The sequence below is a fragment of the Peribacillus sp. FSL P2-0133 genome, from assembly GCF_037975445.1.
Taxonomy (GTDB): Bacteria; Bacillota; Bacilli; order Bacillales; family DSM-1321; genus Peribacillus; species Peribacillus simplex_E.
In genome coordinates this window covers 4,136,315-4,158,283 of the sequence record NZ_CP150254.1, presented here as the reverse complement: position 1 = coordinate 4,158,283, position 21,969 = coordinate 4,136,315, and the positions used below count along the sequence as shown (strand labels likewise).

16 protein-coding genes, 1 pseudogene and 1 other annotated feature are annotated in these 21,969 nt (G+C 43.5%); of the genes and pseudogenes, 13 read left to right on the top strand and 4 right to left on the bottom strand.

Annotated features, from left to right (window positions below; genetic code table 11):
• Window positions 1–47: 47 nt before the first annotated feature.
• The 3 genes and pseudogenes from lonB to yihA all read left to right on the top strand — a co-directional run bounded on the left by lonB (window position 48) and on the right by yihA (window position 4,872).
• Window positions 48–1,718: an ATP-dependent protease LonB gene (gene lonB, locus MKY17_RS19995; protein ID WP_098370055.1), complete on the top strand. Its 1,671-nt coding sequence runs from the start codon at window positions 48–50 to the stop codon at window positions 1,716–1,718.
• A gap of 254 nt (window positions 1,719–1,972) precedes the next feature.
• A pseudogene (lon, locus tag MKY17_RS19990) lies at window positions 1,973–4,294 on the top strand (endopeptidase La).
• A complete protein-coding gene (gene yihA / locus MKY17_RS19985; protein ID WP_034308918.1) occupies window positions 4,291–4,872 on the top strand; it encodes a ribosome biogenesis GTP-binding protein YihA/YsxC in 582 nt (193 codons plus the stop codon). The pseudogene lon and the gene yihA overlap by 4 nt, the downstream one beginning before the upstream one ends.
• Before the next feature lie 71 nt (window positions 4,873–4,943).
• On the opposite strand, the gene MKY17_RS19980 is transcribed toward yihA, so the two are convergent.
• Entirely contained in the window at window positions 4,944–5,426 is a 483-nt protein-coding gene (locus MKY17_RS19980) for a DUF5668 domain-containing protein (protein ID WP_098370057.1), read from the bottom strand.
• A 251-nt stretch (window positions 5,427–5,677) separates the two neighbouring features.
• Between MKY17_RS19980 and hemA the strand changes: the two genes are divergently transcribed.
• The 8 genes from hemA to ysxE all read left to right on the top strand — a co-directional run bounded on the left by hemA (window position 5,678) and on the right by ysxE (window position 14,810).
• Complete coding sequence (hemA, locus tag MKY17_RS19975; protein WP_098370058.1) at window positions 5,678–7,024, top strand: glutamyl-tRNA reductase; 1,347 nt, start codon at window positions 5,678–5,680, stop codon at window positions 7,022–7,024.
• A gap of 10 nt (window positions 7,025–7,034) precedes the next feature.
• On the top strand, window positions 7,035–7,865 hold the full coding sequence (locus tag MKY17_RS19970; protein ID WP_048688893.1) for a cytochrome c biogenesis protein: 831 nt from the start codon (window positions 7,035–7,037) through the stop codon (window positions 7,863–7,865).
• A 9-nt stretch (window positions 7,866–7,874) separates the two neighbouring features.
• A complete protein-coding gene (gene hemC / locus MKY17_RS19965; protein WP_098370059.1) occupies window positions 7,875–8,807 on the top strand; it encodes a hydroxymethylbilane synthase in 933 nt (310 codons plus the stop codon).
• Window positions 8,807–9,604, top strand: a complete 798-nt coding sequence (locus MKY17_RS19960; RefSeq protein ID WP_098370060.1) for a uroporphyrinogen-III synthase — start codon at window positions 8,807–8,809, stop codon at window positions 9,602–9,604. Before hemC ends, MKY17_RS19960 begins: the two co-directional genes overlap by 1 nt.
• Entirely contained in the window at window positions 9,601–10,593 is a 993-nt protein-coding gene (gene hemB, locus MKY17_RS19955) for a porphobilinogen synthase (protein WP_076364930.1), read from the top strand. The genes MKY17_RS19960 and hemB overlap by 4 nt, the downstream gene beginning before the upstream one ends.
• A gap of 41 nt (window positions 10,594–10,634) precedes the next feature.
• Entirely contained in the window at window positions 10,635–11,924 is a 1,290-nt protein-coding gene (gene hemL / locus MKY17_RS19950) for a glutamate-1-semialdehyde 2,1-aminomutase (RefSeq protein WP_098370061.1), read from the top strand.
• Window positions 11,925–12,240: 316 nt separating this feature from the next.
• A complete protein-coding gene (gene spoVID, locus MKY17_RS19945; RefSeq protein ID WP_339200479.1) occupies window positions 12,241–13,644 on the top strand; it encodes a stage VI sporulation protein D in 1,404 nt (467 codons plus the stop codon).
• Between the two features lie 95 nt (window positions 13,645–13,739).
• Window positions 13,740–14,810: a spore coat protein YsxE gene (gene ysxE, locus MKY17_RS19940; RefSeq protein WP_260398063.1), complete on the top strand. Its 1,071-nt coding sequence runs from the start codon at window positions 13,740–13,742 to the stop codon at window positions 14,808–14,810.
• Window positions 14,811–14,866: 56 nt separating this feature from the next.
• On the opposite strand, the gene MKY17_RS19935 is transcribed toward ysxE, so the two are convergent.
• Complete coding sequence (locus MKY17_RS19935; RefSeq protein WP_098370063.1) at window positions 14,867–15,058, bottom strand: hypothetical protein; 192 nt, start codon at window positions 15,056–15,058, stop codon at window positions 14,867–14,869.
• Between the two features lie 227 nt (window positions 15,059–15,285).
• Window positions 15,286–15,514, top strand: a binding site (T-box leader).
• Between the two features lie 43 nt (window positions 15,515–15,557).
• Between MKY17_RS19935 and MKY17_RS19930 the strand changes: the two genes are divergently transcribed.
• Window positions 15,558–18,209, top strand: coding sequence for a valine--tRNA ligase (locus MKY17_RS19930; RefSeq protein ID WP_098370065.1), 2,652 nt, complete (start codon window positions 15,558–15,560; stop codon window positions 18,207–18,209).
• 73 nt (window positions 18,210–18,282) lie between these two features.
• Here the strand turns inward: MKY17_RS19930 and MKY17_RS19925 are convergent, their stop codons facing one another.
• A complete protein-coding gene (locus tag MKY17_RS19925) occupies window positions 18,283–19,125 on the bottom strand; it encodes an ATP-grasp domain-containing protein (RefSeq protein WP_339200476.1) in 843 nt (280 codons plus the stop codon).
• The gene (locus MKY17_RS19920; RefSeq protein ID WP_141994350.1) at window positions 19,094–20,035 is read right to left on the bottom strand and encodes a RimK family alpha-L-glutamate ligase; all 942 of its coding nucleotides are present in this window, start codon (window positions 20,033–20,035) and stop codon (window positions 19,094–19,096) included. The genes MKY17_RS19925 and MKY17_RS19920 overlap by 32 nt, the downstream gene beginning before the upstream one ends.
• Window positions 20,036–20,133: 98 nt before the next feature.
• Between MKY17_RS19920 and MKY17_RS19915 the strand changes: the two genes are divergently transcribed.
• Window positions 20,134–21,423, top strand: a complete 1,290-nt coding sequence (locus MKY17_RS19915; protein ID WP_339200473.1) for a folylpolyglutamate synthase/dihydrofolate synthase family protein — start codon at window positions 20,134–20,136, stop codon at window positions 21,421–21,423.
• Window positions 21,424–21,969 lie beyond the last annotated feature (546 nt).

The window sequence follows — 21,969 nt, the reverse complement described above, 5'->3', positions numbered from 1 at the left end:
AGATACTAACAGAAATGACAAACTAGGAGAGTGCAGGAGGGAATACGATGAATTGGACAGGATTGGCGTTGTTTATCCAGCTGTTTTTTGGGATCATTATTGGATTGTATTTTTTGAACTTATTGAAAGGCCAGCGGACACAAAAAGTTTCCATTGACCGTGATTCACGTAAAGAGATGGACCAATTACGGAAGATGAGGTCGATTTCGTTAACAGAGCCATTGGCAGAAAAGGTTAGACCCAGCACATTTAATGAAATCATCGGTCAAGAAGATGGGATTAAATCTTTAAAAGCCGCCTTATGTGGGCCGAATCCCCAGCATGTGATAATTTACGGTCCTCCAGGGGTAGGGAAAACGGCAGCTGCCAGACTTGTTTTGGAAGAGGCGAAGAAAAATGGAAAGTCCCCCTTTAAGAATTCGGCCGTTTTCGTCGAATTGGACGCCACCACAGCCAGGTTTGATGAACGAGGAATTGCCGATCCGCTCATTGGTTCTGTGCACGATCCAATCTACCAAGGAGCTGGAGCAATGGGACAGGCTGGCATTCCGCAGCCAAAGCAGGGGGCAGTCAGCAATGCTCATGGTGGCGTACTGTTCATAGATGAAATAGGGGAGCTTCATCCAATACAGATGAATAAACTGTTAAAGGTATTGGAGGATCGTAAGGTCTTTCTGGAAAGTGCTTATTATCAAGAGGAAAATCAAAATATTCCCACTCACATCCATGATATTTTTAAAAATGGACTACCGGCTGACTTTCGGCTGATTGGAGCCACAACAAGAACGCCAAATGAAATCGCGCCTGCGATACGTTCAAGATGCATAGAAGTGTTTTTTCGTGAACTTGACCGGGATGAAATAATCACCGTGGCTAAGAATGCCTCTGATAAAGTGGGGATCACCATCAGTGAAAAGGGCTTGCAGTCGATTTCGGATTATGCCCGAAATGGCAGGGAAGCCGTCAACATGATTCAGACTCTTGCAGGAATATCAATTAATGAAAACAGGACTTTTATCAGAGAAGAAGATATAGATTGGATGGCCCATAGCAGCCAGCTGACCCAAAGAATGGACAGGAAAATAGAATCGAATTCTAAAATAGGCCTTGTCAACGGTCTTGCAGTCTATGGTCCCAATAGCGGGGCATTGCTGGAAATCGAGGTTACGGTCATGGCTGCCTCTGATGAAAAAGGTTCGATAAACATTACCGGCATCGTTGAAGAAGAAAGTATCGGCGGCGGGAGTGGCAAATCGATTCGCCGCAAGAGCATGGCAAAAGGTTCGATAGAAAATGTCATTACAGTTTTACGGTCGATGGGAGTGCCTGCCAATCAATTCGATATCCATGTGAACTTTCCGGGCGGAAGTCCAGTAGATGGCCCTTCTGCAGGAATTGCAATGGCCACAGGCATATACTCGGCCATATATAAAATCCCTGTTGATCACACCGTGGCGATGACTGGAGAAATAAGCATTCATGGCGGCGTTAAACCGATCGGCGGTGTCATTCCGAAAATCAAGGCGGCTAAACTTGCCGGGGCAAAGAAAGTAATCATTCCAGCCGAAAACATGCAGCCGCTTCTAGCTGAAATCAAGGATATAGAAATCATTCCCGTTTCGAATGTAAAAGAAGTGCTGGATCAGGCACTGAAAAAAGAATTGATATCGGAACAAATCCTTACAACCTTGGACCTATCAAAAAAAGAAAGTGTATAAAGGAAATGCCCCGGCTAAAAATAGAACCGGGGCATTTTAAGGGCCATATTGGCGTTCCCGACAAACTTGACGTAAAAATAAACACGCATTCAAACGTGCTTTTTTATCTAATATTGGAGATAATAATAGCAGTCGAAACGTGTTAAGGTAAACGAATAGACACTTCTATATAAATAGGATAGAATTGTTAAAAGGTTGAGAACATGGGTAAATAGTTTGCAACGACGATACTAATTAGATGGAGGTGTCAGGAAATGACTGATAAAGAAATCATCGTCCCCCTCCTGCCGCTTAGAGGACTGCTTGTATATCCAACGATGGTACTTCATTTAGATGTAGGCCGAGATAAATCAGTGCAAGCCCTTGAGAAAGCAATGGTGGAAGACCATCTTATATTTTTGACGACACAACAAGATGTTTCGTTGGACGAACCAGGTGAAGAAGATTTATTTACAATGGGAACTTTAACAAAGGTAAAACAGATGTTGAAGCTTCCGAATGGTACAATCCGGGTGTTGGTGGAAGGGTTGAACCGCGCAGAAGTCATTGAATTTTACGATTATGAGACACATTATGGTGCCAAGATTAAAATATATGAAGACAGTGATGAAAAGGATGCTGAACATCAAGCATTAATGCGCACACTATTGGATTATTTTGAACAATACATAAAAATGTCCAAAAAAATAACCGGTGAAACGTTTTCGTCCACTTCGGATATTGAAGAGCCTGGGCGATTAGCGGATATAATCGCTTCACACTTGCCTTTGAAATTGAAGGAGAAGCAAGAAGTGCTTGAGACCATTGATATGAAAGAGCGTTTAAGCCGTGTCATCGAGATCATCAATAACGAGAAGGAAGTTCTTTTTCTCGAGAAAAAGATCGGCCAGCGTGTTAAGCGTTCGATGGAACGGACTCAAAAGGAATATTATTTACGAGAACAAATGAAAGCGATCCAAAAGGAATTGGGCGATAAAGAAGGAAAAACAGGGGAAATTGAGGTCCTCAACGAAAAGATTGAAGAAGCGGATATGCCTGAGCACATCAAAGAAACGGCATTAAAGGAATTGGACCGTTATGAAAAAGTTCCTTCGAGCTCAGCCGAGAGTTCTGTCATCCGCAATTATATCGAATGGCTGATTTCGCTTCCGTGGACCAAGGCGACCAAAGATGACTTGAATATTCATAAAGCCGAAAAAATCCTGAACCGGGACCACCATGGTTTGGAAAAGGTGAAGGAGCGGGTGCTTGAGTATTTGGCCGTCCAGCAATTGACTAATTCATTGAAGGGACCGATCCTTTGTTTGGTGGGACCGCCAGGGGTCGGGAAAACGAGCCTGGCTAAATCGATCGCTTCATCCCTGAATAGGAATTTCGTCCGTATATCTTTAGGTGGAGTGCGCGATTAATCAGAAATCCGCGGACATCGCCGCACATATGTAGGGGCGATGCCGGGACGGATCATTCAAGGCATGAAAAAAGCAGGAACGATCAATCCTGTCTTTTTACTGGACGAAGTGGATAAGATGTCCAATGACTTTAGGGGAGATCCATCTGCAGCGATGCTGGAGGTGCTTGATCCGGAGCAAAATCATAATTTCAGTGATCATTATATTGAAGAAACCTACGATCTTTCCAAAGTCATGTTCGTCGCGACGGCGAATAATTTGGGATCGATTCCAGGTCCGCTTCGTGATCGTATGGAAATCATTTCGATTGCAGGTTATACTGAGATAGAGAAACTTCATATAGCCAAGGATCACTTGCTGCCTAGACAGCTGGAAAACCATGGTTTATTGAAGACACAACTGCAAATCCGTGAGGAAGCTCTAACAAAAATCATCCGTTACTATACTCGGGAAGCCGGTGTTCGGAGTCTGGAGCGACAGCTTGCAAGCATCTGTCGGAAGACTGCAAAAATCATCGTTTCCGGAGATAAAAAGCGGGTCGTCATTTCTGAAAAGAATGTCGAGGAGTTTTTAGGGAAAACCATGTTCCATTATGGACAGGCGGAAGTCGAGAACCAAGTCGGTGTAGCCAATGGGTTAGCGTACACGTCGGTAGGTGGCGATACGCTCCAAATCGAGGTTTCCTTATCACCAGGTAAAGGCAAGCTGATCCTGACAGGAAAGCTTGGCGATGTAATGAAAGAGTCAGCCCAGGCTGCTTTCAGTTATGTCCGTTCAAAAACCGAGAAACTTCAGATTGATGCGAACTTCCATGAAAAATATGATATCCATATTCATGTCCCTGAAGGTGCGGTCCCAAAAGATGGCCCTTCTGCAGGCATCACGATTGCAACAGCGTTAATATCGGCCCTTACAAATAGGCCGATCAGAAAAGAGGTAGGCATGACAGGCGAAATTACATTACGCGGACGGGTTCTTCCGATCGGCGGGCTTAAAGAAAAATCTTTAGCGGCCCATCGCGCAGGACTTACGAAAATCATCATCCCGCAAAATAACGAAAAGGATATTGATGATATCCCGGAAAGTGTCCGTAAAGCATTAACATTTGTTCCAGTTTCACACGTCGATGAAGTCCTTGAGCATGCATTGGTAGGTGTGAACGAATGAAAGTGACGAGTTCAGATATTGTCATCAGTGCTGTGAAGCCTGAACAATATCCAAATACCCCAATACCGGAATTTGCCTTGGCAGGCCGTTCCAACGTTGGGAAATCCAGTTTCATCAACAAAATGATCAATCGAAAAAACTTGGCGCGCACATCCTCTAAACCGGGTAAGACGCAGACCTTGAATTTTTATATCATAAATGAAGCACTCCATTTTGTGGATGTACCGGGTTATGGTTATGCAAAAGTATCTAAGACGGAGCGTGATGCTTGGGGAAAGATGATCGAAACGTACTTCACTTCCCGTGACCAGCTCCGCGCTGCGCTTCTGATCGTCGATTTGCGTCATCCCCCGACAAAGGATGATATCGCAATGTATGAATTCCTGAAGCATTATGACCTGCCCCGGATCGTTATTGCCACCAAAGCGGATAAAATTCCAAAAGGCAAATGGCAGAAGCACTTGAAAATCACGCGCCAAACGTTAAATATGGAAAAAGAAGATGAATTGCTTCTATTCTCTGGTGAAACAGGCGAAGGTAAGGAACAAGCATGGGGCGTCCTTAAGAAATATATGTAAAAGAAAAGGGTATTCCGCATCTGGAATACCCTTTTTCTTTATGGAATTCAAAAAAATTGCCAATCAAATTTTCACTTTTTTCGAACCAAAAAATAAATGCCGATTGCCATCAAGGCAAATGGCCAAAACCTTTCGATGTTCGCAGTAGTTGTATCCACAAACCCGAAAGACGTTTTGATTTTATCATAGAATAATAAAGTGATCGAGATGATGAATATTACCATGCCGTGAAACATTCCAGAATTTGTTTTACGTGCCCTTAGAATAAATCCCAGAGAGATGATTAAAATAAAGATACCTATATTATCCGGCCAAATATCCAGGTTCTCGACAATGTGGAAGTGAGCCCCGAACCCGAGTAAGATGACGCCCGGCAGGATGGACTCATATTCATTACCGCTATATGCCTGAATCAGGAAGGCGGCACCAACTATACATAATAAAGTGGGCCAGCTGAAAAAGCCTGGAAAGATTTCGATTTGAGAATGTTCAAGAAAAAAATAGAGCCCGAAACCGATTAAAACGATTCCTGGGAAAATACGCTGCGTTTTCATTTTATCCTCCTATGCAATTCGATTACTTGAAGTTTTTTGCCATTTTTGATATGTTACTTTTGTACACAATGTCGAAATATATTTGTAACTTACAAATCCGCTTAGACACCTTGTAACAATTCAGGCGTTTTGGCTGTCTTTTCCATGGTAGCATACGTTTTCATAAACTGTTCATATTATATGCGTGAAACCATTTTAGTACATGGTATAATAAATTTACATGAAAAATTTTGGGGGTGCAAAACAAAAGGATGCATATTCTAGCGGTTGGTATAAATTACAAAACTGCCCCTGTAGAAATTCGGGAAAAACTATCGTTTAACGAAGCCGAACTTGCCGAGGCAATGAAAGCTCTTAAAAATAAAAAAAGCATCTTGGAAAACATTATTATTTCTACATGCAACAGGACGGAAATATATGCGGTCGGTGACCAGCTTCATACAAGCAGGTATTATATAAAGGAATTTCTTTCGGAATGGTTTAATATCGATAAAGAAGAATTTTCTAAATATCTGTTCATTTATGAAGGTGATGGGGCTGTCGAGCATTTATTTTCAGTTACCTGCGGCCTGAATTCCATGATACTGGGAGAAACTCAGATTTTGGGACAAGTACGTTCAAGCTATCTGTTAGGTCAGAAGGAAGATACGATCGGTACCGTTTTTAACCATCTCTTCAAGCAAGCCCTTACATTAGCTAAAAAAGCTCATTCGGAAACCGAAATCAATACCAATGCCGTTTCCGTCAGCTATGCGGCAGTCGAGCTTGCAAAAAAAATCTTTGGAGGCCTGAACGGCAAGAATGTTTTGATTCTTGGGGCCGGTAAGATGGGTGAGCTGGCCATTCAAAATCTTCATAGCAATGGCGCAGACAGCATTACGGTCATTAACCGTACCTTCCAGAAGGCAGTCGACCTAGCCGAGAGATTCAATGGTACGGCGAAACAGCTTCAAGAGCTGCAATGCGCTTTAGTGGAAGCTGATATCCTGATTACTTCAACTGGATCAAAAGATCTTCTTGTAACACAGGAAATGATGTCATTCGTCAATAAGCTTCGTAAAGGCCGTCCTATTTTCATGGTCGATATCGCAGTGCCGCGTGACCTCGATCCGACATTGGCCGAGCTGGAAAATGTCTTCTTGTATGACATTGACGATCTTGAAGGGATCGTGCAAGCCAATATCGAAGAACGTAAAAAAGCTGCCGAGAAAATAGAATTGATGATCGAATCAGAAATTGTGGACTTCAACCAATGGATTAATTTGCTTGGTGTGGTTCCCGTCATTTCTTCTTTACGGGAAAAATCCCTATCGATACAGAAGGAAACGATGGAAAGCATCGAAAGAAAGCTTCCGCATTTAAGCGAACGTGACAAAAAAGTTCTGAACAAGCATACGAAAAGCATCATCAACCAAATGCTGAAAGATCCGATACTATATGCAAAAGAGCTGGCAGATGAGCCGAATGCAAAAGAGCAATTGAATAATTTCATGAAAATCTTCCATTTAGAGGAATTGATTGAAGACCAGCTGGTTGCGGATGAAAAAGAACGGAACAGCTCCAAGTCATCCCTATTGAATCCAGTTCCTGTCCAGTAATGAGGTAGATATGGAATTACTAATGACAAGATTGCATGAAGCCACTGTTTTGTTGTATGCCATCAGTATGCTTTTATATTTTATCGATTTCCTTAATAATAACCAGAAGGCGAATAGGGTCGCCTTCTGGTTGCTTTCTATTGTTTGGGTACTGCAAACAATTTTTTTGTTTCTGTATGTGTTGAAAACGGGAAGGTTCCCGGTATTGACGATTTTTGAAGGCTTATATTTTTATGCATGGGTCCTCATATCGCTATCTTTAATCATTAACCGATTGCTAAGAGTCGATTTTACGGTCTTTTTTACGAATGTATTAGGTTTCATGGTCATGGCCATCCATACCTTTGCACCTGTTCAGATAGAATCTCAAGTGCTTGCACAGCGCCTGGTTTCAGAGCTATTGCTCATACATATCACTTTTGCCATCCTATCATATGGGGCATTCACGCTTTCGTTCGTTTTTTCACTTTTATACTTAATTCAATATGATTTACTGAAAAGGAAGAAATGGGGGAAACGCCTGCTTCGACTCGGCGATTTAACAAAGCTCGAGCATATGTCTTATGTCCTCGCGGTAATAGGTGTTCCATTATTAGTGGTCTCCCTTATCCTGGGGATTCAATGGGCTTATATAAAAGTGCCTGGAGTATCCTGGCTGGACATGAAAATCATCGGCTCATTCATTTTGCTTATCGCTTACAGTGTGTTTTTATACTTGAAAATTCGGAAACAAATGTATGGAAGGACACTAGCCTTTCTGAATATTGGATCTTTCATGATTGTGTTAATTAACTTTTTCCTTTTCGGAAGCCTTTCAACATTCCACTTTTGGAATACATAGGAGGAAACTATGAGAAAAATAATTGTCGGTTCTAGACGTAGTAAATTAGCGATCACCCAAACGAACTGGGTTATCGATCAACTTAAAGAGCTTGGGGTTCCATACGAGTTCGAAGTGAAGGAAATTGTCACAAAGGGTGACCAAATCCTTGATGTAACACTTTCCAAGGTTGGCGGAAAGGGCTTATTCGTTAAAGAAATCGAACAAGCGATGCTTGATAAAGAAATTGATATGGCCGTACATAGTATGAAAGATATGCCTGCAGTGCTGCCTCCAGGCTTGACGATTGGCTGCATACCACCGAGAGAGGACCATCGGGATGCCTTGATATCAAAGAACCATGAAACCCTTTCCGAACTGAAGCCCGGCTCCATCATAGGTACAAGCAGCTTGCGCCGCGGCGCGCAAATTTTGGCTAGAAGGCCGGACCTTGAAATTAAATGGATTCGCGGTAATATCGATACCCGTCTGAATAAGCTGAAAACGGAAGATTATGATGCTATCATTTTAGCAGCGGCCGGACTATCAAGAATGGGATGGGAGCAGGACATCGTAACGGAATTTTTAGATGAGGATATTTGTATTCCGGCGGTTGGACAAGGAGCACTTTCCATTGAATGCCGCGAAGACGACAAAGATCTGTTGGCGGAACTTGCAAAATTGACCTGTGAAAAAACGAAAAGAACGGTTGAAGCGGAACGTGCCTTTTTGGATAAAATGGAAGGCGGATGCCAAGTTCCGATTGCCGGATTTGCGGTGGCAAAAGATAATGGATCCATTTCGTTGACGGCTTTAGTCGCTGCCCCGGATGGAAAGGTGATTTATAAAGAAATGGTTGAGGGTGCTGATCCCGAGGCGGTTGGGCATGCTGCTGCCAAACAGATTAGTGAAATGGGCGGTAAAGAATTGATCGATCGCGTAAAAGAAGAGCTTGATCAGTAATGAATCCCGTTCAACCTCTTAAGGATTATCAGGTATTAATCACCAGAGGGAAAGGACAGGCAGATGGTTTAAAAGAGTCGATCGAAAAAAATGGCGGAACGCCGCTTCTTGTGCCATTGCTTGAGTTCACTCTTCCTGATCATATGGAAGATGTACAACAGCGGTTAGAAGAGTTGCTTACATATGACTGGATCATTCTGACCAGTCAAAATGGGGTGGATTTCTTCTTTAAGCTACTTGGAAACCAGCCTTTAAAGCTTCCGAAAATAGCCGTAATCGGCTCCAAAACAGAAGCGGCCCTGAAACGACATGGATATAAGGCGGATTTTGTTCCAGTTCAGTTTGTTGCCGAAGGATTCGTGGCGGAGTTCAATACCCGGCTTGATCCGGGGGCACGCGTGCTGCTGGCAAAAGGAAATCTCGCAAGGGCAGTCATTGCGGAGGCGATCAATGAAGCTGGTGCATCTTGTGATGAAGTGATTATTTATCATACAGTGCTTCCCCGAAGCAGTGAAAAAAAACTGGTGCGTCTTATAAAGAACCATGAAATCGACATCATAACCTTTACGAGTTCATCGACGGTCAATCATTTTTTACAGATCATGAAACGCCATGAATTGGATACATACATAGACCGGATCATCATCGCCTGTATCGGGCCGATTGCCGCTAAAACGGCTGAAAAACATGGGCTATCCGTAGATGTCTGTCCAGATGTTTATACGACGGATGCCATGGTTGCGGAGTTAATACGCTTCATCTTGAAAAGAAGTAAAAAGGGAGGAACTTTAAAATGAAAAACATTCCATTCAATCGCCACCGCCGCTTGCGTGCAAGTGCTGGCATGAGGGCATTAGTCCGTGAAACACAATTGCATAAAGAGGATTTGATCTATCCGATCTTCGTCATCGACGGGGAAAATGTGAAAAATGAAATCAACTCTATGCCAGGCATCTATCAGCTTTCCATGGATAATCTGGGGGCCGAAATGGATGAAGTCGTGAGTTTGGGAATTAAATCAGTCATTTTATTCGGTGTCCCTTTTGATCATGATAAGGACGAACAGGGCACAGGGGCATTTCATCACAACGGACTTGTGCAAGAGGCAACCCGCTTTATTAAAAAACAATATCCTGAAGTTATTGTCATTGCGGATACCTGCCTTTGTGAGTATACAAGCCATGGCCATTGCGGGGTCGTTGAAGGGGAAAAAATCCTCAATGACGCATCTCTTGACCTTCTTGCCAAAACGGCAATCAGCCAGGCAGAGGCCGGCGCCGATATCATTGCGCCTTCCAATATGATGGACGGTTTCGTTGCGGCCATCCGTACAGGTCTGGATGAAGCGGGTTATGAAGATATTCCGATCATGTCCTATGCGGTGAAATATGCTTCGGCCTTTTACGGCCCATTCCGTGATGCTGCGAATGGTGCGCCACAATTTGGCGACAGGAAAACTTACCAAATGGATCCCGCCAATCGCCTTGAAGCGTTCCGTGAGGCTGAATCCGATGTTGCTGAAGGTGCGGATTTCCTAATCGTGAAACCAGCCCTTTCCTACATGGACATCATCAGGGACGTTAAGAATAACTTTAATCTTCCGGTTGTTTCCTATAATGTCAGCGGTGAATATTCAATGGTTAAGGCTGCTGCCCAAAATGGCTGGATTGATGAAAAAGCGATAGTGATGGAAATGCTGACAGGCTTGAAACGCGCAGGTTCCGACTTGATCATTACGTATTTTTCAAAAGAGGTAGCACGCTGGATAAACGAAGATAATCAATGATAGAAAAAATATAACCTGTAATGGAAAAAGGGGATTGAATCATGCGGTCATATGAAAAATCGAAAAAAGCGTTTGCCGAAGCAAAAAATTTGATGCCAGGCGGCGTGAACAGCCCGGTACGTGCCTTCAAATCTGTGGACATGGATCCCATTTTCATGGAGCGTGGAAAAGGCTCAAAAATGTATGATATCGATGGAAATGAATATATCGACTATGTTCTATCATGGGGACCGCTTATCCTGGGTCACACGAATGACCGTGTCGTGGAATCATTGAAAAAGGTAGCGGAATCAGGTACAAGCTTTGGAACTTCTACGCTTATAGAGAATGAACTGGCCAAGTTGGTCATTGAACGGGTGCCTTCGATTGAAATGATCCGGATGGTATCTTCAGGAACCGAAGCGACGATGAGTGCACTAAGGCTGGCACGAGGCATTACAGGCCGTGATAAAATCCTGAAATTCGAAGGTTCCTATCATGGCCATGGCGATTCATTGCTAATCAAAGCGGGTTCAGGCGTTGCAACATTAGGTTTACCGGATAGCCCTGGAGTACCGGAAGGCATTGCAAAAAATACGATTACCGTAGCATATAATGATCTTGCTGCAACCAAATATGCGTTTGAACAATTTGGCGAAGACATCGCTTGCATCATCGTAGAGCCTGTTGCAGGGAACATGGGCGTGGTTCCGCCACAACCTGGTTTCCTCGAAGGCTTACGTGAAGTGACGACCCAATACGGGGCTCTATTGATCTTTGACGAAGTTATGACAGGGTTCCGTGTCGGCTATAATTGTGCACAAGGCTATTTTGGCATCGTACCTGACCTGACTTGCCTTGGGAAAGTAATTGGCGGCGGTTTGCCTGTCGGAGCATTCGGAGGCAAGCGCGAATTCATGGAACAAATTGCCCCGAGTGGGACAATTTATCAAGCGGGGACATTATCTGGTAACCCTCTTGCGATGACGGCTGGCCTTGAAACGCTGAGCCAATTGACTCCAGAATCCTATGATGAGTTCACCCGAAAAGGGGATATGCTCGAAAAAGGAATTGGCGAAGCAGCGGAAAAGTACGGAGTTCCCCATACATTCAACCGTGCCGGTTCCATGATTGGACTTTTCTTTACTAATGAAGAAGTCATAAACTATGATACAGCTAAAACATCCGACTTAGAGTTCTTTGCTTCTTACTATAGGGAAATGGCGAATCAAGGCATCTACTTGCCGCCGTCACAGTTTGAAGGTTTATTCCTTTCCACTGCACATAGTGATGAAGATATCGAAAAGACCATTGCAGCGGCAGAAAAGGCTTTTGCAAAGTTAAAAAAATGATGCAAGGCTTCATGAACTACCGCTATATTCGATAATAATAAATTTGAACTGGCTACCATTTTTCCAAAGGCTTTTGGAGAATGGCAGCCAGTTTTTTTTGAATTCAATCGGTAAATGGAAGAAACGAATCAAAAGTAGGAGGCCGGTTGATACAATCCAGCGTAATTTTAGCCTGAAAATTGAAACTCCTTCTTTTTAAAAGGCTTAGGAAATATAAGGAGTATTGCAAATGAAATTAAGGAATAATCAGCTTCCTCCCTTCATAGATTGATATTGGTATAGGTACCGTTTCCTGAAGCTGAAAGGAGGAGTTGTCTTGTCGCAAGAAAATGAATCGTATTTACGATTTTCTTTAGAGGAATCCGTTTGGTTCCAGAAGGGACAGGAAGTGGCTGAGCTATATTCCATTTCCCTTGATCCAAATGTGGCGATTCAAGAAAGTGATCAATATGTTTATATACGAGGCTCGTTAGATTTAAGCGGTGAATACAAAGGCTCGCAAAATGGTGAAGAAGAGGAGTTTTCGCAGACCTTTTTGCCAAAAGCGGTTCAAAAGGTCGAGAGGCATCTCGATGGACTTAATGAGTTCACACACCGTTTTCCGGTTGATATAACGATTCCGAATAATCGGATTGCCTCATTGGATGAGGTCGATGTCTCGATTCAAAGCTTTGATTATGCCATGCCAGAGCATAACTGTTTGAAATTGCAGGCGGACCTTTTGATAACCGGAATCTATAATGATTCATATGTGGAAGAACGTTTCGATACCGAGCAGGAAGTTGGAGAAATAGAGGAACAGGAAGAAACGGATGGGGAAAATGAGTCATATATTCCTTATGCAGCTGCAGTGCCGCCAATCCCGGATTTTCAGCCTGTTTTCCGTGATGAGGAGGAAGAAGAGTTATACGCGCCTTTTTCTGCAGAATCAAAACGAGTTTCTGAAGCAAACGAAGAAGAAGAAGAGGAACCGATTTATTTAAGCGATCAGCATAATGTCCCAGTTTTTGAAATGCCCGTTTCACCATATCCTGAAGAGGAGGAGTGGGAAACGGAAGTGCATAGAGAGGAAGAAGCTGTAGAAGAAGAAGTAATTGGCGATCCGCCTGACTCCGCGGAAAAGGTACCTTCAATGGGAGAGGCGAAACTGGAGGAAGTACCAAGCAGGCAGGATTCCATGGAGAAGATGGAGATTCCTAAGGTGACATTGAGAGAAGAAGTAGTGGAAGAGCCAAGTCATGCAACCAAGCATCAAAATAGCCCGGTTGCAAATTTGGAAACCGAGGATGTCATCAGGCAGGGAGAAGATGACGTTGCAGCGGGTCCTATCCTTAATGAGAATGTGAAGGTGGAGCAGGAAGAGGAATTCAATTCGTCCATAAGCGATCTATTCAAAAAGAGGGAAAGACCAGCCCCTCCGGCTAAGGAGGTTAAGAATTTCAAAGGCAGGAAGCAAGCCGCGGAACGTGATGATAAAGAAACGGCCGATCATGATGAAAAGCAGCTATCCATCATGGATTTATTCGGACGGAAACAAGAAGAAGAACTGGTAAGGATGAAGGTTTGCATTGTTCAGCAAGGGGAAACGCTTGATGACTTGGCTCAACGATATGATGTTACGGTTCAATCGATACTTTTCAGCAATGAATTGGAGTCGAATCAGAACGTCCATGAAGGGCAAGTCATCTATATACCGAAGGCGGTTGCATATAAGAATTGACCAGGACAGAGAGCAGAGCATATGGTCTGCTCCTGTTTTTTAGGTGCTAGAGGAATCGGATCGTTTAGTTTTTTTAGAGAAAGTGAGTGAGTCTCGTGAGGGAAAACGAGAATCAGCAGCCTGCCAATCGGGATCGGGACACGGAGACCGTATTGAAGGAATATGCCATGTATGTACAATATATTGAGGACTTCGGACGTGTAAAAAAAATATACAGTGATCGCGGTACATTTGCCTTGAAATCCATGTTACCGCAGAACGGCATTGATTTTATCAAAAATGTTCAAAAATTGTACCATCGAGGCTATAACCGGATCGTTCCCATTTATCAAACGATGGATCAGCGTTACGCCGTTCTTCATAATGGACGTTTGTATTACCTGATGCCCTGGCTCAATAATGAAAGGGACGGGGAGCGCGATGAAAATCATAAGCAAATGTTCAGGGAGCTTGCTAGGATGCATACACTTTCCGTTAAGGAAATACAAGTGGATATCGAGGAACGGGAAGCCCATTATGAGCGGACGCTTGATGCCTGGAATAACGAGAAGGACTTTATCGATGAGTATATTGTCAGCTGTGAAAAGAAGTGGTATATGTCTCCATTCGAACTGACGGTTTGTTCTTTCTACACTGATATTTCACAGGCGCTGAAGTACTCGATCAAGAAGTTTGAAACCTGGTATGAAAAAACGAAGGATAGTGAAAAGGTTCGAACCGTGGTCACGCACGGAAAGGTTTCCATGAAGCATTTCGTTTATGATGAGCGGGGATATGGCTACTTCATCAATTTTGAGAATTCGAATACGGCTCCGCCGCATTTCGATTTACTGCCATTTCTCGTTAAATCGGCAAGGACCTATCCTGTCCAATGCGATGACTGCGTTGACTGGCTATATAACTATTTTCGTTATTTTCCGTTGAAAGAAGAAGAATTGCTGCTCATGCAAAGTTATCTGGCATTCCCTGGGTCAGCTTTGGAATTAGTGAAGGGTTACTCCGATGGCAGGGGTCATCGTTCAGAGCTTGATAATGTTACACAACTGCAGCGGCAATTTTGGCTTTTGAAAAATATTGAATATATGGTGATGAAAATCGAAGAAATCGAACAGAAGAAAAAGGCTGCTGCCGAGGCTGCCAAAGAAGAACAATCACCCCCAAGCTAAATATACATGATTGGATCATCTCCAGTCATGTATATTTTTTTGCTGTAAGGGAATACTTAAATCCAGTCGAAATACAAAGACATGGCCAGGAAAATAAAGGCGATTAGCAGGAGCATATCGAAGAAAGTCGGGAAAATCAGCGTACGTAATCCTTGGAACACAATAAAGGGGAAGATGAACTGCTGGCAGACACCGCGGAATTTCTTCACCCAAGGCGGTAAAGTATAGGGAGTATATCTTCGCTTCATATTATTACCTTCCTTTTTAGGACTTCTTATATTCTATGGGTGGGCAGTGGAAAAGGTGAAACAGCCGTCACATTCACTGTTCCTGGAGGATAAACTAAAGAAAATGAACTTGAATTGTATCAAATGGGATGATTACTGAGAAAGTAAGCGAAAAGATGATTGACTGGAGCCCCATGTTTTTTGTACTATATACTATATGCATTCAATGATTTTACATATGAATATAAATCAATGCAAAGACCGGAAATAGTAAGATGAAATGCACTTTTCAGAGAGGAAACCAAATTGGTGCGAGGTTTCCAGGCAGCAGCATCCGAAGTCGTCCGCGAGCAGTCTTCGTGAACCTCTTAGTAGCGAAGGCCGGTGAAGAGCCGTTATCCGATTTGAGAGCCGAAAGAGATTTTTTTCTTTTTCGGAAAAAAGGTGGCACCGCGAACAACTTCCTTCGTCCTTTTGTGATGATGGAAGTTTTTTTTATGCCCAAAAAGGAGGAAATGTTATGGAAGAGAACCAAATTTCTATGCCGACTAAATATGATCCGCAGACGATAGAGAAAGGCCGCTACAAATGGTGGCTTGATGGAAAGTTTTTCGAAACGACGGGTGACGATAAAAAAGAACCATATACGATTGTCATCCCGCCGCCTAACGTGACAGGTAAGCTTCATCTTGGCCACGCTTGGGATACGACGCTTCAAGATATATTGACACGCATGAAGAGGATGCAAGGCTATGACGTTTTATGGTTACCGGGCATGGACCATGCCGGTATCGCCACTCAAGCGAAAGTAGAACAGAAACTTCGTGCTGAAGGCGTGAGCCGTTATGACCTTGGGCGAGAAAAATTCGTTGAAGAGACATGGAAATGGAAAGAGGAATATGCGAGCCATATCCGTGAACAATGGTCAAAGCTCGGTCTTGGACTTGATTATACACGTGAACGCTTCACTCTTGATGAAGGGCTTTCAAAAGCTGTGCGCGAAGTGTTCGTTTCGCTTTATAACAAGGGCTTGATTTATCGCGGCGAATACATCATCAACTGGGATCCATCAACGAAAACGGCGTTATCCGATATCGAGGTTATTTACAAAGATGTGCAGGGCGCATTTTACCATATGAAATATCCTTTGGTTGACGGATCAGGTGAAATTGAAATTGCCACCACCCGTCCAGAAACGATGCTTGGCGATACTGCTGTTGCTGTTCACCCTGAAGATGACCGTTATAAACACTTGATCGGCAAAATGGTCCGCTTGCCAATTACAGGCCGGGAAATCCCGATTGTCGGTGATGATTATGTCGATATGGAATTCGGTTCAGGCGCGGTCAAAATTACTCCGGCCCATGATCCGAATGACTTCGAAATCGGGAACCGTCACGATTTGGAACGCATCCTTGTCATGCATGAAGATGGCTCGATGAATGAAAAGGCTGGTAAATATGAAGGCATGGACCGTTTTGAATGCCGGAAACAAATCGTCAAGGACCTTCAGGAAGAAGGAGTACTTTTCAAAATCGAAGATCACCTTCACTCAGTCGGCCATTCAGAGAGAAGCGGTGCTGTTGTTGAACCATATCTTTCGACTCAATGGTTCGTTAAAATGCAGCCGTTGGCTGATGCATCCGTTGAGCTTCAAAAAGGAACCGATGAGGAAAAAGTTCATTTCGTACCGGACCGTTTCGAAAAAACGTACCTGCGTTGGATGGAAAATATCCGTGACTGGTGCATTTCCCGTCAGCTTTGGTGGGGTCACCGCATTCCAGCCTGGTACCATAAAGAAACAGGTGAAGTGTATGTAGGTCACGAAGAGCCTGCGGACGCTGAAAACTGGGAACAAGATACAGATGTTCTTGATACATGGTTCAGCTCGGCATTATGGCCGTTCTCGACTATGGGCTGGCCTGACAAGGACAGTGTCGATTTCCAACGCTACTATCCAACCGGGGCACTTGTGACAGGCTATGATATCATTTTCTTCTGGGTATCGCGGATGATTTTCCAAGCTCTTGAGTTCACAGGTGAACGTCCATTTGAAGATGTGCTGATCCACGGTCTGGTTCGTGACGAACAGGGGCGCAAGATGAGTAAATCGCTTGGTAATGGTGTCGATCCGATGGATGTAATCGATCAATACGGTGCCGATTCGCTGCGTTACTTCTTATCCACGGGCAGCTCGCCAGGCCAGGACCTTCGTTATAGCACGGAAAAAGTGGAAGCGGTTTGGAACTTCTCCAATAAGATTTGGAACGCATCCCGTTTTGCTTTGATGAACATGAACGGCATGACTTATGACGAAATCGATTTAAGCGGTGAGAAGTCTGTAGCTGATAAATGGATCTTGACGCGTTTGAATGAAACGATTTCAAACGTAACCAGACTTGCGGACCGTTATGAGTTTGGTGAAGTGGGCCGTGTGCTTTACAACTTCATTTGGGATGATTTCTGTGACTGGTATATTGAAATGGCGAAGCTTCCGCTATATGGCGAAGACGAAGCAGCTAAGAAAACGACGCGCTCGATCTTGGCTTATGTACTGGATAACACGATGAGATTGTTACACCCGTTCATGCCATTCATTACCGAAGAAATCTGGCAGAACCTACCGCATCAAGGTGAGTCCATCACTGTTGCCGCTTGGCCGGAAGTGAATGAAGGGTTGACGGATACAGCTGCAGCCGAGGAAATGAAGCTGCTGGTTGAAATCATCCGCTCCGTCCGTAATATCCGTGCTGAGGTAAACACACCGCTAAGCAAAAAAATCAATTTGATCTTAAAAGCGAAAGATGAGTCCATCTTAGGGACATTACAGAAAAACAGCAGCTATATCGAGCGTTTCTGTAATCCTGAACAATTGACGATCGGAATCGAAGTCGAAGAACCTGCTCAAGCCATGACAGCTGTCGTAACTGGCGTAGAGCTAATCCTTCCGCTTACAGGACTGATCAATATTGACGAAGAAGTGAAACGTCTTGAAAAAGAACTCGACAAACTTAATAAAGAAGTTGAGCGCGTACAGAAAAAATTGGGCAACGAGGGCTTCGTTAAAAAGGCGCCGGAAAGCGTCATCGAAGAAGAACGTGCCAAGGAAAAAGACTATAGCGAAAAACGCGACTCTGTAATCCACAGGATCAGCGAACTGAAACAACTATAAAACAAAAGGATGAACCAGCTTGAAGCTGGTTCATCCTTTTTGTGTTTAAACGCTATTTAAGAAAAATATTCCGTTAGGATGATAGTCTTTCTTTTATGAATGTAAGGTACTCCCGTACGATATTCATATCACTTAGTGCACTTAATGTCCGGCTGCCGACGACATCCTCGATTTCGTTGAGCATGAGGCTGCCATCTTCCGCAAATATGAAATCGATACCGACCAGGCCAAAATCAAATGACCTCATTACTCTTTCAACAAGGGCTAATTCAGAAGCAGTCAGCTCATATAGAGAAGCCGATCCGCCCAGCGTATAATTTGCCTTGAAACTGGAAGCGGATTCCCTAAGTACAGCAGCCTTCACTTTTTTCCCAACCACGAAGACGCGGATATCCCTACCGAATAAGCCAGGTTTTTGGACTATCCAATTCCCATCATACAGTTCGGCAAGATCATCGGCATGCTCGATTAAATATACTTGCTTCCCGCCGCGGCCACGTGTTTCCTTAGCAATGAAAGGGAACTCCATGTCATCGGCACTCGGCCTCCCGTTACAATATACGGTATCGGCCATTGGAATCCCGAGCGAGGACAAATATTGATGCGTCTTTGCTTTGTCATTCGCGATTTCCGATACGAAGGAGGAGTTAAAGCAAGCAATCCCCAGTTGCTCAAGTTGCTTTGTAAAAAAAGGGTCGATGGTCCGGACGATAGCAAAGTCCGGCAATGAAATTGGCTGTGTCCCATGTTCCACGTACAACTCGTTGAAACGATGACCGATCCTAAGGTCTTCCCGAAAGTGAAAGTGTAAATCAAGATCAAGCTTACTTGCTTCGTCAAGCATCCATTCTATGTATCCCTTATTTTTCAAGGCATCCTCACGGTTATAAATCAACCAGCCTGCTTGTTTTTTCATCAGATGCACTTCCTTTTCCTAATTCTTTCAAGATATAATCGAACATGCTATCAGCGATGTTGATGCCTGTACAATCATAAATATTCAGTAAATGCGAATTCGAATTCACTTCGCACAAAAGCGGACCTTCTTCACCGAATAACAAATCGACGCCAGCGAAGTCTGCACCCAGTATTTGTGCACATCGGATGGCAAGTTGTGCTTCTTCACTGGTGGGTATATATGGTGCAGCCTGCCCCCCGGCAGTCATATTAGCTCGGAAGTCTTGCTCGGAATGGCGTTGCATCGCTGCTATGACTTGATTGCCCACGACATTCACACGAATATCCCGACCTTTGCTGTGCTTGATGAATTCCTGGAGGATAAATGGTTTGTGGCCAAGATTATGGATCGTCTTTAGTAACTCATCCTCTGTTTGGATTAAATATACTTGTTCCCCAAATGAACCGTATGCTTCCTTAACGATAAGGGGATACCCAAGTTCATTGCCGATTTGTATGAAAGCATCCATATTGACTCTTTCAATCCCTTCGTACGTAAAAGGGGGAAATATGGTTTTCGGCATCGGTATACCATGCCCGGTCAATGCTTGATGTGTTTTTGCTTTGCTGTCGCAAATATCGATCGCTGTACTGCTGTTATATACGGGGATGCCGAGCAATTCCAAATGGCGCGCCAAATGAATGTCTTTATCCATGAACAGGACAAAATCAGGCAGCTTATCAAAGGCACCTTTAAGCAGTGGCACTCCTTTTTCGATAATGGGAATGAGATCTGAATTGCGGATAAGGGTTGCCATGATATCTTTCCTTTCAGCCGCCTCTTTAATGAACAAAGCCAAACTGGAAAACTTATCATGCTGTAAATAGCCGTTAACGACAATCCAACAGTGGAAATCTGAAGGTTTCATAGTAAAACACTACCTTTCATCTAGGTTAATCGTTCATATATTGATAAAATAATCTTAACGCATAAGAGCGGTATAAAGAAAGAGGAGGCTCAACGATTATGGTCACAACCATGAAAGAAATCAATCATTTTTTTGAACGGCGCCAAGTTCAATTGGGCATGAATTTTGGCCTATCACGGATGGAAGCATTGTTAACTGAATTAGGTGACCCGCACAAGGCGCTAAAGTATATTCACATTGCAGGATCCAACGGGAAAGGATCAACCCTGCAATATATTAAAGCAATCCTGCTTGCCCAAGGCATTCGGGTCGCTTCCTTCACTTCTCCTTATTTAATACGGATGAATGAGCAGCTGAAGATAAATGAGGATGAAATCAGTGATAAGGATTTTATCGCTGTCTTCCAGGAGCTTTGGCCGATCATCCAAGAGATGGACAGTAAGGGGAATGGTCCCACTCAGTTCGAAATTTTGACTGCGATGGCATTCTCTTATTTTAGCCAAAAGGAAGTGGATTTGGTTTTGATGGAAACCGGTTTGGGAGGAAGGCTCGATACAACGAATGTCATCCAGCCGTTTCTTTCGATCATTACCTCGATTTCATTGGAACATACGAACATCCTGGGAAACACACTTGGGGAAATTGCTTTTGAGAAGGCGGGCATCATTAAAAGCGGGGCGCCGATCATTAGCGGAGTCACAGCCGGGGAACCAGCAAAAGTAATTGAAGAAAAAGCGTCGACATTAGGCGTACCTTATTACCAATTAGGCAAAGACTTTCATGTAGGCAAAATAAAGCAAAGTGAACGTGGGCAAAGTTTCTCCTTTTCTCTTGCAGACAGGTCCATCGAAAATGTGGAAATGCGGATGTTAGGCCGTCATCAAATGGAGAATGCGGCACTGGCCATTGCTGCTGTCACATTAGGAATGGAAAATATCGATGAAAAAAGCATACTTAAAGGAATAGTGGAAGCGAAATGGGATGGCCGCTTTGAAAAAATATCGGATGAGCCGTTGGTGATCATTGATGGTGCACATAATCCTGCCGGCATCGACGTACTGAAGGAAACGCTAAAAGTGCATTACCCCGACTATAAGTACCGATTCGTATTCAGTTCATTTAAAGATAAAAATTATTCCGAGATGCTTCATGGACTGGAAACGGAAGCGATGGAAATCATCATTACCGAATTCGACCATGAACGGGCGGCGGATGCGAAAACGCTTTATGAAAAGTGCAGTCATCCAAATAAAAGGATAAACAGGGATTGGCAGGCGGCAATAACGGAAGGCAGAAGGAAAACAGGGGAAAAAGAGATTCTTGTCATCACAGGGTCCCTTCATTTCCTTTCACTTGTGAGGGAGTTCCTGATCAGAGAAGATGCCTAAAGGGATGTGTCTTTACCGGTGGACTAATTAATTTTCCCGAATGCATATTTAGAAAGCATCCTCTTCACCTCAAGTTTTATTAATTCTATTTTTAAAACAATAAAGACTTTAGGTAAAAGGATTCTATCTATAAGTTAAAACAAAGTTGATTGGAGCGGGTGTTCGAGACTCCTGCGGGAACAACGAGTCCAGGGGAGACCCCGCAGGCGCAAAGGCGCCGAGGAGGCTCACGGACCGCCCGCGGAAAACGAGTGCCTCACGTTCCAATCAACGTTCAAATTGCACAAACGCCTAAAGAAACTGTAGACAAACTCGGTTTTCATCGAGTTTGTCTACAGTCTGGGAAAGGATCTTTTCAAAGGTCCTTTTCTCTTGTAAACAGAGTCTCTTGAAAAGAAAAAACTCTAATAGAGTGATTGATAACAAATCACAAAGTATATTTGTTAAAATATGTTTATATATTGATTCTATTTGACTGGTGAATAGTAGGATCTACTTAATAAAATAACGGAAGGAATGATAATCATGAAGAACCTAAGTGATTAT